Origin of the sequence: Peribacillus sp. NPDC058002 (assembly GCF_042886655.1) — a bacterium.
GTDB classification, from domain to species: domain Bacteria; phylum Bacillota; class Bacilli; order Bacillales; family DSM-1321; genus Peribacillus; species Peribacillus aracenensis.
The window spans coordinates 11,027-23,578 of the sequence record NZ_JBHVQU010000026.1; the positions used below are offsets into that span (position 1 = coordinate 11,027).

Sequence of the window (12,552 nt, forward strand, 5' to 3'; positions counted from 1 at the left end):
CCTTTAGACTGGATAGTTGATTGGTTCTTCGTGATATTGGGTATCGTTATAATCAAAAGGATGGATATTACCAGTAAAACAATAAGCATTTCAATTAGTGTAAAACCACGTTCATTCATTTTTTTCAACATATCATCATGCTCCTGAAACCATCTGAATACCAGATGACCTTCGAGCATTTTCACCTCCTGAATACAAAAAAATGAAATCCTATATACCTTCCAGCAGTGAGAACATCGGCAGCAAAACTGCCAAATAAATGGATACGATCAAAAGACCTATAAGTGAAAACATAAGAGGCTGAATGATTTTCAAGATTACATTCATTCTCTCTTCAATTTTCTCCAGTAAAAATCGGCTGTAATGAAGCAGCTCCGCATCAAGTCTGCCGTATTTTTGACCATTTGCAGCGACCACCGGTAAATTCCCATCAAAATATGGGAGCTCACGGAAAATCATTTCAAGTGATCTGCCCTCAATCAAATCATCCTTAATGATATTGCATAGTTTTTGATAAAAAGGCTGCTGTTGATTTATCGAGAATAATTTGATGCTATCGTTTATCGATAGCCCTCCGGAAAGTAAGCCACTGAATTGGCTAGCAAAAAAATAAGTTTCGTATAATTTGATGAAGGTCCCGAATATCGGAATTCCCATCAAAATCCTTCGCTGCCTTAATGGGCACAAACCGTTAAACCAAAATCGTTTGAGTACATACAAGAATAGGAGCAATCCGAGTAAAAAGAAGGGGAGTGCTGGAAGAATGAATGTGGAGGCTGTCATTAATTTTAAGAGTGCGTGCTGATCAACATCCATCGTGAAATAGATTGTCTGGAATTTGGGAAGGAGAACACTCTGAAGAATATAAAAAACGATGCACACAAAAAGGACTAAGAATACGGGATACACCATTAACTTTTTTACTTTATCCATATCCTCGGTTCTTTTCTTCCAATATCGCCCTCCTTCTTTCAACGCCCGTTCCAGGTCGCCATATTGTTCTCCATAAAATATATAACTTACAAGCTGCGGATGAAAACCTAAATGGGTCAGCACCATGTGCAACGGGTAACCGTTCCTTAAATCGGCTTTAGCCTGAGTGAAGTCTTCCGCTTTCTTCTTTGATTCCTGAAACTCAAGAAAATGTAAAGCATCCGCCAAAGGATAACCATGATTCAATAATTCACCTAGCTTCGAAATAAAGACTGCCTGCTCTTTTACCTTCCATTTACTTTTTGGTTTCATCATATACCAGCCGTTCATATTCCTCGGAATCCACATAGCCCATTGCAACCGCTTTTCCGATTTCATCCTTCAATTGGCGGTAGCTGACCGTTGCCTTTCCTTTTTCATTTCCCATTATCCCGAGAACCTCAGCTAGGTTTTTTCCATATAGCAATTCATATACACTTGCCCTTTTATTCCTGGCAGTCATTTTGCAAGGTAAAGCACAGTCCCCTTTACATGGAAGACATCGCAATTCAACCAGCCGCTGTGCTGTCACGCCAATCAAACTCTGTTCAACCTCAAGCAAGCTGACACCAAATTCCAGTAACCTGGAGATGGCGCCCTGGGCGTCCCTTGTATGCATGGTTGTAAGTACCAAATGACCGGTCAATGCGGCACGCACTGCGATCTTGGCGGTTTCTGCATCCCTGACTTCCCCGACCATGATCACGTCTGGGTCATGCCTCAGAACAGCTTTTAGACCGACAGAATACGTAATGCCCGCCTTTTCATTAATTTGGACTTGCAATACCTTTTCGGATACATTTTCAATGGGATCTTCAAGTGTAATAATATTTCGATTGATCATCTCATTGGCATGGTGAAGCAGGGAATATAGTGTCGTGGTTTTTCCACTGCCAGTCGGGCCGGTAAATATGAGCATGCCATGGGAATGCTTCAGTAGCGCAATCAATTTTTGAACGGTGCTTGGAAATAAGGATAACTGTTCTAGAGGAAGGATATTCTGTTGGGGTATTAAGCGGATGACCAAACTTTCGAGATGGGCAGTGGGTAAAGTGGAAAGGCGGAGTCCGACCACCTGGTTGGCCAAATTGATGGTGATGGCACCACTTTGGGGCCTCCTTTTCTCCCCTATATCCATCGAGGCAAGAAACTTCAAATGAGCGATCAGCCTCTCTGCTTCAAAGAATGATAAGGTTTCCTTTGGAACAAGCTTATTGTCTATCCTGAATTGGATGAGAGGTCCCTCCCTTCGAAAAAAAATGTGGATATCCGATGCTGATTCCCGGACAGCACGGGTCAGTATTTTTTCTGCGGTCTTTTCAATCGATATCAATTCATTCATCACCTCCTATGCTTCTTGTTGTATGGATTCGACAATCCACGACATATTCCTTCCTTCAAAAAAAAAAATTCCCGAAAAAAATCGAGAATCATCTCACATGCTCATTTTCAAATCAAGACTTTTGGAAACCAAATTTCTTAATGCGTCTACATTATGACCAATCACCAGTTTTTGCCCGTCCATGAGAATGGGCCTTCTTAATAACTTCGGTTCTTTTGTTAATAATTGGATTGCATCGGAAAGCATCATTTCGTCCATATTAATTTGTAAGTCTTTGTATGCTTCACTTCTTGTTGCTAAGACTTCATCAAGCCCTTCCGATGTCAATTCAAGAATTCTTTTTAACTCTGCTACAGTTGGAGTCTCTCTGAATAAATGTCGCTCATCGAAGGAAACATGATTGGCCTTTAACCATTTTTTTGTTTTGCGGCAAGAGGTACAACTTGGATACGAAAAGAAAGTTAACTGTGCCATACTAATCACTCCCCGTTCACAATTTGTATACATTATTAATCTATGTAACAATTGTATAACATTTGCACAATTATTGTATAGATATTTGCTTATTAATCCGCTTTATTTGTGAACATTTTATAAATTAAAGGGAGTTTGCTCTTTCTCTTATTCCATTTTTTTCTGCCTGCATTATAATGGACATAGTTAAACTATGGAATAGCAGGAGGAAGTAATGGAACAAACGTTAAAAATAACAAACGTGTTAGCTGATCCCACCAGATATAATATATATCAGTATATTGTGAATAAGCATGGTGATGTATCGGTACAGCAAATCGCCGATTCTTTTAACATCCATCCAAATGTTGCCCGTTTGCATTTGTCAAAACTGGAGGATATCGATATGTTGACCTCTGATGCCCGAAAGACCGGGAAAGGGGGTCGTCCCAGCAGACTTTATCGATTATCCGATAAAGTCATTCAGCTAAATTTTCCATATAGGAACTATCAGCTGCTTTCAAAGATTGCCATCAAGACGATGATGACATTAGGGGAACAAGGAAAACAGGCACTTTATGAAACGGGAAAAGTATTCGGGGAGGAATTGATCAATCAGCAACTAGCCTTGACATCGATCGATGGACTTGGTTTTGGGGAAAAGGTCAATATGCTTAAAAATGCGGCTACCCTCGCAGGATTATCTCCTGAAATACAAGCAAGCGAAGAAGAAAATAAAATATACTTCCGTATCTTCAATTGCCCGTTTAAGGAAGTGGCTGAAGTGGAGCCAGAAACAATCTGCTCCATGCACAATTCATTTTTGGAAGGTATGTTCGAAGCCTTGTTTGAGAATGTCAATATTGTGGAATTAGAAAATATGATGTCCAATTGTGCAACATGCTCATACCAGGCTTCGGTTCTCACATAGAAACAAAAGGCATCCTTTACATTACCTTACAATTTCATTTATAATTATTTTGAATGTACACGTCTAGACATAAGGAGGGATTCGGGTGGAACGCATGTTCAGAGTATGTGGATTTTGGACAGGAATTATGGCAATTTTCTTTTATCTTGGCCATATGCATCAAACGTCTTTGCTTTTCTTTGCACAAACGATCTTTTTTGTACTTTTAAGTTATTTGAAATTATCTGAGCGCATGTATATTTATGTTTTCGGCGCCTATCTTACCGTTTTCTTTGCAGGATTTTCCTACTGGAGCGTATTTATGATGACTCCGGGTACCGCGCATTAAGAACAAGCAATATTACATAACCCATGAATTTTGATTCATGGGTTTTTACTTGTCATCATTCAGGAAAGATCCTCACATCTTCTGCTATATTCTTTGTTTGGAGCAGCACTTTGAAATGTTCACTAAATCCCCCTGGAACGATTAGCCCCCGAATTGCACGATTACGCTTTGCCGTTTTCGAGAATGGATCAGTTCCTTGATGGTCCTTCAATTCCTCCAATATCCCTGCTTTAAGCAAGAAATCATTTTGAAGAAATAGCCCCTGATTGGAAAGTTCCTTTCTTTTTCCAATCTCGAGTAATGTGTCAAAATGGATATGTGTCGTCAAATCCATATCACCAGGATAAATAAGCGCATCTTTAATCATTTGATGCTGATGATAGCCCCTCAAGCTCCCTTGAAGATGAGCTGGCTCCTTCCATTCCCTTTCGGTATAGCCATAATCAATCGTAAGGAGAATACCCGATTCGATACAGGAAACGATCTTCTCATATTCAAGGACCATTTTTAGGGGAACTTCATATCGTTGTTTTTCATTTAAGGTGATAGTTCGTTCTGTAAGGTAAGATAGAATCTCAGGATTGTCCAAAGGTTCCCTCTCTTCCACCAATTCGCCTTCCTTTTCAGTGACGAATAACTCTACCAGGGCTCCGTTATACTTTTCAATGACATGTACAGGCAGCGCGTCGAAAAGTTCATTTGAAAAGACGATTCCATTTACATTCGTCCATTTTTCTAAACTGGGGGCAGAAACTGCCTGTTTGAACATCCCTATACGTTCTTGCTGAACCTTTCTATGAAATGGACTGCCATCCACAAGGATATAAGTCAGAGAGTCCCATATCTCCGGTTCCATTTCTTTTATGAAAACAAGGATGTCATAAGCCAGTTTACCGTCCCCTGCGCCGACCTCGATGATTCTTGGTGAAACTCCGCACCTTTTTATCAAATAAACGAACCACCTGGCCAGTGATCTCCCAAATGCATCCCCAACATTGCCAGACGTATAAAAATCCCCTCTTGAGCCAATTTTCTCTTTTGCGCGTGCATAGTAGCCTATATTTGGCGTATATAAAACAGCATCCATATAGTCATGATAGGAAATCCTTTTTTGGGGGCTTCCTGCAATCAATTCCTTCAAGTGGTTTTTCAACACAATAGCCTCCGTCTCCATGATCTTCCACCATATTGAAAATTAAACTTTCCTTTTTCTTAATAAAACACAAGAATAAGTTTTTTTATCGACCATACACGAAAACAAATTTAAGGTTCACAAAATGTTCAATTTTTCATCTCACAGTTCTTAAGGGTGCCACCATAAAAAAATGAATGCTTCAGGCAAATATTCATATATGCAACTTACCTCAGAGCAGGAACAGAAGAGTCATCCACACTAGGAAGACACAGAAATTTTCTATAAGCCTTTTAAAGGTGAATGTCAAAACGTTTTTTTATTCAGTATAGTTGCGGAAATGACCCATTTCAATATTTTTACATTATAAAATGTTAAAAATAAAACAGGTGCCATATGGCACCTGCAAAAGTCATTATTTCAAAAAGGGATTAGTATTCTTTTCATCCATAATGGTCGTGACAGGCCCATGCCCAGGAAAAACGATAGCATCATCAGAAAGTGTCAGCAGCTTCGTTTCAATGCTATTTAACAGCACTGCCTCGCTTCCGCCTATTAGATCGGTTCTGCCAACGCTTCCCTGGAACAAGACGTCCCCTGAAAAGAGGAAACGTTCTTCCTTCACATAATACGAAACGCTCCCTGGTGAGTGTCCGGGAGTTTCTAATACTTCGAAAGTGAATCCTCCAATAGTAAGCTCCTGCTCATTTGCCAGGATGTGATCGGCAGGCTTCATTCGCATCGGACTTTCTGGAAACCAGTTTTGAGAACCATTCAATGCGGGATCAAGCAGCCACTTGGCCTCTTTTTCATGAATATATGCAGGTATCCCATAATGATCCCGAATAGCATCAAGAGCACCGATATGGTCAAAATGTGCATGTGTCAATAAAATCGCCAAAGGCTTTAAATTTTTTGTTTGTATGTACTGTATGATTTTATGTGGCTCTTCACCCGGATCGAAAATGATGCAATCCTGTCCATCGGAGACTACATAACAATTCGTTTGTAGCGGGCCTAAAGGGATTTGTTTCCATTTCATTTCCAACAACTCCAATATTATTTTCTATCTTCATCTTACACTAATTATCCTGCTAATGTTAATCCAGTTTACTCAAGTCATAGAAGTGTCACCTATTAAACCTCGACAAATAATTGAAAAAATATTAAGATATTAACAAATGCAATCTTTTCTACATATTTTTGGTAGTTGCTTTATTCTCTGGGTATATTATTAGGGATTAGGTATTCATTACGGAAAAAGGGGGTTTTGACATGATATTAATGGTTGTTTTCGGACTTGTGGCTATATTAGCAGTAGCAGCTGTGTTTACCTCATTAAAAAAGAGAAACTTCTTAGGATTCATTTTTGCAGCCGGCAGTGCAGTCGTGTTTGGCTGGTTCACTGTCATGACTATCATCAACAGCGGTTTTCCTGTTGCCCATTGAAGAAAAAAGCTCGCCATCCGGCGAGCTTTTGTTTTTTAGGTCATCATGTTTGTTTGAACAATCTTTGTATTTGATGGGTTTTCATATCAATGATTTTTTCAAATTGATATCCATATAAGCAGAAGTTGCCATCAAGCGAACAGCTTAATGGTTCATTTTCCATGTCCTTCATCAATTCTTCTTGTGTGCCTTTTTCCCAATTTAATTTAGTTAAGGTAAACCTTCCCTCATATTGGTCCGCATCTTTTGATTCATTAGGAATGAAGGTTATGAATTCCTTGTTTTTTTCAATGAAATCATAGGATGGGATCACCCAATCTGAAAAGCTTTTCAATAGCGGCACGGAAAAAGAGTGGATCGGCTTGTTTGTAGAATCATAAAATGCATATGTACCCCGATCTTTTTTTTCTGTCTCCACTTGAATCGTCATCAGCGCTTGTTTTATCTTTTTAAAGTGAATGACATCGAGCATAATACTGTCCGCTCCATCCTTATTAAGCGCTTTTCTTTCCAGGGGAGCCGTCAAAGCAGGTTCTTCCTTGTCCCAATCCAGAAACATCAATTCATTTTCACTTGCCCATTGAGCAAAGGGCTGCGGAAAGTCCAGAGTTTCCATAGTTTGTTCATCTGGATTCAACACATAACTGCTGTATGTCCAATCTTCATAAAAACTCGATACAAACAACTGGCCATCTTTAAATGAATTCCACTCATAAGCTAATTCATAGGCTGGGATCGCCACGGAATACAATGGATTTCCCGTTTTATCGAGTATTGTGATTGATGCTTTATCCGAAGAGGTGAAGGACGATAACAAAATATGCGTACCAGACGGACTGATCGATACTTCAGAAAACGCAAAAGCCGGCTGATAGAAAACGGAAGTATCATTCGTCTCCAAATTCCATGTCATCAACTGGGATAATTCATTACCATCCCGCTTCACAGAATATAAAATGGTTTTAGAATCCAGCCATCCAAAAATGGCTTCGATTTTTTCCGTTTCTGCAGTCGGGACCTTCAAATTGCTTACTGAAATTTCCATGTTGGATTGGGAATGTTCTTTTTCCGTAACATTTACGGGTTTACTAAGGTCCTTGGAAGGCTCACAAGCCGAGATAAGAAGGATAGTGGAGATAAATAATGGGATGAAACACAACATCTTACAAATGGAAAGCCGCATACAAAGTGCTGCTTTGGATACTTTAATCTCCACACACCTCCCACTTCAAAACTAAAACGCCTGGCATATGTGAGCGAGACATTAGAAAGAGAGTAAGGACTGACCAATCGAATCCTTACTCTCTTTCATTATAAAGTAAAAAAGAGAAAATGTGGCGGATAATGACCTTATATTTTTTTGGAAGTATATTCCTTAGGAGAATGCATCACATATATAGGCCTGCCATCAAAATCTTGACAGAATCTTCATATATACCAGGCAAATGGGATAGCGGAAGCGGATTGATGCCCTTTCCCAGTTCGATTGTGAATCCACCCCGTTTAAATTCCTGAATGAACCAATCTTTATACCCGGCATGGCTGTCAACATATTGTACGGCCCGATATCCGCTGCGCTCCTCAAACTCCCTCGCAACATTCGCTGCCTGTTCGGGCTCATGGCCCTCATATCCCCAATAGAATTCTTTTCCCTGGGTGTGAAGTGCAAGCACTCTTTCAAAATTCCGTCTTATTGCCAGCTCCTTCATGGCCAATGCTTCTGGTTCTGATAGCGCGGTCTCTCCTGGAAAATCCCTCGGGGCAGGAGCTTTTGGAATCTTTCTGCGCTTTTCAATCTCCCAATTGGCAGGATATTGATTATTCAGGTCTACACCGCGGATATTGGCTTTCCAAGCATAAAAAGCAGGATTACCATTATTTATTTTTAAAACATCAACCTTCCCCTCTGCCGCCTCCTTCCCCTTTAGGACAAGCTCGACTCCATCCGGATTCACCATTGGAACCATCGAAATGGTCATATCCCGATAGAAGGGCATACAATCCATTTCACATAGTGTACGATCATTCGTTACCGCCAGCAGAAAATCATTCAGCCATTTCATCAAAACTGCCGTAGTGATCCATTCATTAGCATGGAATGAACCGTTATAATGTATGACCTTTTCACCTTGACCGATTCTTACCTCAAGTAGTTCTTTTCCCAACACACTCCTCCCGATCGATTCAACCTTAATAAAGGGGTAATGAAAAGATAGAATATCGAGATCGTCAAGAAGTGATTGATATCCATAAGGCTTGTCGGTGACAATCATGGGATTCATCACCCGGACGGGTACGGAAAAAGGTTTTTGTCCATCTTGATTCAACAATATTATCCCATCGATGGGCAGGTGATATTGTAAAGCGATTTCGGCAAAATCAATATCTAACCGGGACTCTTCCTGAACAATGTACCCAGGTATCTGTACTTCCCTGCCATTTGGCAAAACCCCGCCAGTAATTGCGGGATTGGCATCCTCAATCAAAACCCGAGGAATTTGGAACAATTGACTGTAATATGCCAAATCATCCCCGCTTCTGCTCACAACTTTCATTCAGCCTCCGCTCCTTTCATTGTTTTATCTTTATGAAGCGAAAACAGAAAGATGTTCAGGAAGTCTAACGTGTTTCATAATTGTAGTGCTACTGATTCTCCCGAAAAAACAAAAAAACCTGGATTGTGCCAGGTTTCCTTTATCAACGTTGCTCATAAAATCGGAGTAAATCCCCATAAATGATTTTGTCGGAGTACTCAAGCTCCTGCTTTGCCTTATCCAAATACTTTTCACATGAATCCTTTGCTGTCGCGGCTCCGGTCTTTTTATCATAACAGGTATCCATCGTATAGAGATGATCCTTTGTGATGAAACTGCTATCGCGAAGAACGGTGAATTCCAATTTTCCTTCAGAAAAAAGATCTTTGCCGAATTCAATATAATCATCATTTTCAATCCCCAATAAATGAAGGAGAGTAGGCCTTACATCAATTTGGCCGGAAACGGTGGAAATCATTTTCCCCTCCTGCCCAGGGATATGTATGATGAGCGGGACACGCTGAAGTTGGATGGATTCGAAAGGCGTGATTTCCTTCCCAAGGAACTGGCTCATGGCAGAGTTGTGATTTTCCGAAATTCCATAATGGTCACCATATAGTACAATAATGGAATCCTCATATAATCCATCACGTTTCAAATCACCGATAAATTGTTCCAAGGCTTCGTCGGTATATCGTACAGTCGGAAAATACTGATTCAAAGTTTTGGAATTCGAATCATATGGTTCCAATGTCCGGTCTTCTTCATTCAAAGTGAATGGAAAATGATTGGTTAACGTTATGAACTTGGCATAAAAAGGCTCAGGCATCCGCTTCAAGTGAGAGATTGATTGCTTGAAGAACGATTTATCATTCAAACCCCAATTGGTGGAATTCCCTTCAGAGACTTTGTATTCATCACTATCATAAAACCGTTGGTACCCAAGAGAAGCGTACATTATGTCACGATTCCAAAAGCTTTTATTATTGGCATGGAAGGTAGCCGTATTGTAACCTTTTTCCGTTAAGATTTCGGGGGTGGCTTTGTATTCATTTTGGGCATGAGTGAAAAATACGGCACCCCTACCTAAAGGATAGAGGGAATTCTCAATAATGAATTCTGAATCGGATGTTTTCCCCTGGCCAGTTTGGTGATAAAAGTTATTGAAATAATAGCTCTCTTTAATGAATTGGTTCAGAAAAGGAGTGATTTCTTCACCGTTGACAGTTTTATTGATGACAAAGCTTTGAGTGGATTCCAATGATACTACGATCACATTTTTGCCTTTTGCCAGACCATAAAGGACATCATTAACCTCTTTTTGATTCGCACGGACATAATTTTCAATTTCCGACAATTCACTGCCATCCGCAAGGGCCCGCTGAGCAGATGATTTCGTCTGTAATATTGCATCATATAGATGATAATGATACGTACCGATATTCTTAACGAGGATTTCGCGGTCAAACGTTCTTGTCAGGAGTTCGGGACGCGCCGCTTCCGCTAAAGCCAAGTTAAAGAATGTCACTCCCAAAGCCATTAACAAAAAGAATTTACGGTCCTGGGGATTGTATCGACATTCATGGAATGTTTTTGGTCTGTATTTCAGCAGAAGCATCAAGACCAGAATATCGGCAAAATACAAAAGGTCACTTGGATTGATCAATTCATGTACACTGCTTCCAAGATCGTTCATATTGCTCGTTTGAAAAAGAACGGGAATGGTTAAAAAGTCATTGAAAAAGCGAAAAAAAACAAGGTTGGCAAAAAGGACGAAGGTGATGAAAAAACTCATGATCAATAAGTATGCTGTCCTTTTATTTTCTTTTAAAAAAATATTCACGCCAAGAGTAAGCAAGAGGAAACTGACAGGATTGATGAATAGTATGAACTCTTGGATCCAATTATCATTATCTATCTCAAAACTTGTTTTATAAGCAATATATGTTTTAAGCCAAAGTGAAATCAATACGACCCAAAACAATGAATATCCCTGTTTTTTGACCCTTTTCAATCCTGGTCCCTCCTCATCGAAAAAGCGCTGGAGCCATGATGCAGAGCGCCTCAATCATGGGTCATGGTTCTCCCCTATGCAAAAGCAGGAACGATTGCCCCCGCCCTCAAAAGGGAGGAATTTTTTGAAGATTCCATCTTTTTTTCTTATAGCCCTGTTTTCAACAGGACAGCAAGGGATCACGTATTCAGTTGGCTTTTAATGAGCCAGGCTGCACCTATTACCCCTGCATCATTGCCCAGTGTGGCCAGGCTGATTTTCGTTGATTTACTAACCCGTTTAAATGCATACTTTCCGAAGGCAGAACGGACAGGATCAAGCAAAATGTCTCCCGCTTGCGAAACGCCCCCACCAATGACGATTTTATCTGGATTCATGACATTCCCAACATGTGAAAGTGCAAGCCCCAAGTAATTGGCTACCTTATTTACCACAGCTTTGGACAAAGGATCACCTGCTGCAGCGCATTGGAATAACAGTTTGGAAGTAACCGCATTTCCCTCTTCGACTTTCTGCTGAAGCATTGACTGTTCATCGGCGTTATTCAAGGCCTCTAAAGCCATACGGACGATTCCCGTTGCCGAAGCAACCGTTTCCAAACAACCAGTCTTTCCGCAATTGCATGGTGAGCCTCCGTCCGTTACAACCGTTATATGACCTATTTCTCCCGCAGCCCCACTGGTACCATGGACAATTTGCCCATTATGGATGATTCCGCCGCCTACACCCGTTCCTAAAGTTACACAAACGAGGTCTTTGGCGCCATTACCGGCACCTTTCCACATTTCGCCCAAAGCTGCCATATTCGCATCATTATCGATCACAGCCGGAAGAGATGTCTCCACCTCCATTAAATCTTTTAGAGGATAGTCCTTCCAGCCTAGATTGACGGCTTCATATATGGAACCGTTAACAAATTTAACGGGTCCGGGAGCACCCATCCCTATCCCTACTATCTTACTCTTCGGTTCATTAAGTTCCGCGAGCTTCGCATCAATTGCTTTGGCTATGTTAATCGTGATGAATTTTCCCTTTTCGGAGATGTCCGTGCCGATTTCCCATTTATGAATAATCTCTCCGTATAAATTGATCAGAGCCAGTTTGGTAGTTGTACCGCCTAAATCCACACCCATCAGCCACTTTTCCATCATTCTCACCTTTTTTATCAATTTTTTTTCTGTTTTTCCCTTTCAAGAGACAATTGCTGCCTAATTAAAAGAATCGCCATTTGATAATCTTTCGTATCCATCATCTGCATACGGTGGATTTCCCTTATTTCGGCTTCCATCAGTTCAAGCTCGGCTAAGCGATCACCAATATAAATAAATGTACCAAATCTTTTCAAGTATTGTTGAAGATCATAATATGTTTTCATAGTAAACCTCTTTACTCTTTTC

14 protein-coding genes are annotated in these 12,552 nt (G+C 40.4%); 3 read left to right on the forward strand and 11 right to left on the reverse strand.

What is annotated here, in order from left to right:
- The 4 genes from ACFVSH_RS07695 to ACFVSH_RS07710 all read right to left on the reverse strand — a co-directional run.
- A partial coding sequence (locus ACFVSH_RS07695; protein ID WP_387705477.1) for a prepilin-type N-terminal cleavage/methylation domain-containing protein occupies nt 1–131 on the reverse strand: 131 nt, incomplete at its 3' end.
- Between the two features lie 79 nt (nt 132–210).
- A complete protein-coding gene (gene comGB, locus ACFVSH_RS07700; protein WP_387597932.1) occupies nt 211–1,245 on the reverse strand; it encodes a competence type IV pilus assembly protein ComGB in 1,035 nt (344 codons plus the stop codon).
- Nucleotides 1,229–2,305: a competence type IV pilus ATPase ComGA gene (gene comGA, locus ACFVSH_RS07705; RefSeq protein ID WP_387705479.1), complete on the reverse strand. Its 1,077-nt coding sequence runs from the start codon at nt 2,303–2,305 to the stop codon at nt 1,229–1,231. The genes comGB and comGA overlap by 17 nt, the downstream gene beginning before the upstream one ends.
- Nucleotides 2,306–2,407: 102 nt before the next feature.
- On the reverse strand, nt 2,408–2,788 hold the full coding sequence (locus ACFVSH_RS07710) for a Spx/MgsR family RNA polymerase-binding regulatory protein (protein WP_387705457.1): 381 nt from the start codon (nt 2,786–2,788) through the stop codon (nt 2,408–2,410).
- Between the two features lie 214 nt (nt 2,789–3,002).
- Between ACFVSH_RS07710 and ACFVSH_RS07715 the strand changes: the two genes are divergently transcribed.
- Both ACFVSH_RS07715 and ACFVSH_RS07720 read left to right on the forward strand, forming a co-directional pair.
- The gene (locus tag ACFVSH_RS07715; RefSeq protein WP_387705459.1) at nt 3,003–3,698 is read left to right on the forward strand and encodes a helix-turn-helix transcriptional regulator; all 696 of its coding nucleotides are present in this window, start codon (nt 3,003–3,005) and stop codon (nt 3,696–3,698) included.
- A gap of 85 nt (nt 3,699–3,783) precedes the next feature.
- Nucleotides 3,784–4,026, forward strand: coding sequence for a DUF2626 domain-containing protein (locus tag ACFVSH_RS07720; protein WP_076365317.1), 243 nt, complete (start codon nt 3,784–3,786; stop codon nt 4,024–4,026).
- A gap of 55 nt (nt 4,027–4,081) precedes the next feature.
- On the opposite strand, the gene ACFVSH_RS07725 is transcribed toward ACFVSH_RS07720, so the two are convergent.
- Nucleotides 4,082–5,200, reverse strand: coding sequence for a class I SAM-dependent methyltransferase (locus tag ACFVSH_RS07725; protein ID WP_387705460.1), 1,119 nt, complete (start codon nt 5,198–5,200; stop codon nt 4,082–4,084).
- Nucleotides 5,201–5,573: 373 nt separating this feature from the next.
- Nucleotides 5,574–6,200, reverse strand: a complete 627-nt coding sequence (locus tag ACFVSH_RS07730) for an MBL fold metallo-hydrolase (protein ID WP_387705462.1) — start codon at nt 6,198–6,200, stop codon at nt 5,574–5,576.
- Nucleotides 6,201–6,433: 233 nt separating this feature from the next.
- On the opposite strand from ACFVSH_RS07730, the gene ACFVSH_RS07735 reads away from it, so the two are divergent.
- Entirely contained in the window at nt 6,434–6,607 is a 174-nt protein-coding gene (locus tag ACFVSH_RS07735; RefSeq protein ID WP_192205506.1) for a DUF2759 domain-containing protein, read from the forward strand.
- Nucleotides 6,608–6,650: 43 nt separating this feature from the next.
- Here the strand turns inward: ACFVSH_RS07735 and ACFVSH_RS07740 are convergent, their stop codons facing one another.
- The 5 genes from ACFVSH_RS07740 to ACFVSH_RS07760 all read right to left on the reverse strand — a co-directional run bounded on the left by ACFVSH_RS07740 (nt 6,651) and on the right by ACFVSH_RS07760 (nt 12,530).
- Nucleotides 6,651–7,823, reverse strand: coding sequence for a YqgU-like beta propeller domain-containing protein (locus ACFVSH_RS07740; RefSeq protein WP_387705464.1), 1,173 nt, complete (start codon nt 7,821–7,823; stop codon nt 6,651–6,653).
- 172 nt (nt 7,824–7,995) lie between these two features.
- Nucleotides 7,996–9,162: a M14 family metallopeptidase gene (locus tag ACFVSH_RS07745; protein WP_260284693.1), complete on the reverse strand. Its 1,167-nt coding sequence runs from the start codon at nt 9,160–9,162 to the stop codon at nt 7,996–7,998.
- Between the two features lie 142 nt (nt 9,163–9,304).
- Nucleotides 9,305–11,155 (reverse strand): LTA synthase family protein, encoded by a 1,851-nt coding sequence (locus tag ACFVSH_RS07750; protein WP_387705465.1) that lies wholly within the window; start codon nt 11,153–11,155, stop codon nt 9,305–9,307.
- A gap of 179 nt (nt 11,156–11,334) precedes the next feature.
- Nucleotides 11,335–12,306 (reverse strand): ROK family glucokinase, encoded by a 972-nt coding sequence (locus ACFVSH_RS07755; protein WP_387705467.1) that lies wholly within the window; start codon nt 12,304–12,306, stop codon nt 11,335–11,337.
- Nucleotides 12,307–12,320: 14 nt separating this feature from the next.
- The gene (locus tag ACFVSH_RS07760) at nt 12,321–12,530 is read right to left on the reverse strand and encodes a YqgQ family protein (RefSeq protein ID WP_076365307.1); all 210 of its coding nucleotides are present in this window, start codon (nt 12,528–12,530) and stop codon (nt 12,321–12,323) included.
- Between the last annotated feature and the right edge of the window lie 22 nt (nt 12,531–12,552).

Bases quoted from the DNA above. Each gene is read 5' to 3' on its own strand.
- comGB (WP_387597932.1), bottom strand. From the start codon at position 1,245: ATGAAACCAAAAAGTAAATGGAAGGTAAAAGAGCAGGCAGTCTTTATT.
- ACFVSH_RS07755 (WP_387705467.1), bottom strand. From the start codon at position 12,306: ATGATGGAAAAGTGGCTGATGGGTGTGGATTTAGGCGGTACAACTACC.
- ACFVSH_RS07760 (WP_076365307.1), bottom strand. From the start codon at position 12,530: ATGAAAACATATTATGATCTTCAACAATACTTGAAAAGATTTGGTACA.
- ACFVSH_RS07735 (WP_192205506.1), top strand. From the start codon at position 6,434: ATGATATTAATGGTTGTTTTCGGACTTGTGGCTATATTAGCAGTAGCA.
- ACFVSH_RS07715 (WP_387705459.1), top strand. From the start codon at position 3,003: ATGGAACAAACGTTAAAAATAACAAACGTGTTAGCTGATCCCACCAGA.
- ACFVSH_RS07745 (WP_260284693.1), bottom strand. From the start codon at position 9,162: ATGAAAGTTGTGAGCAGAAGCGGGGATGATTTGGCATATTACAGTCAA.
- ACFVSH_RS07725 (WP_387705460.1), bottom strand. From the start codon at position 5,200: ATGGAGACGGAGGCTATTGTGTTGAAAAACCACTTGAAGGAATTGATT.
- ACFVSH_RS07710 (WP_387705457.1), bottom strand. From the start codon at position 2,788: ATGGCACAGTTAACTTTCTTTTCGTATCCAAGTTGTACCTCTTGCCGC.
- ACFVSH_RS07730 (WP_387705462.1), bottom strand. From the start codon at position 6,200: ATGAAATGGAAACAAATCCCTTTAGGCCCGCTACAAACGAATTGTTAT.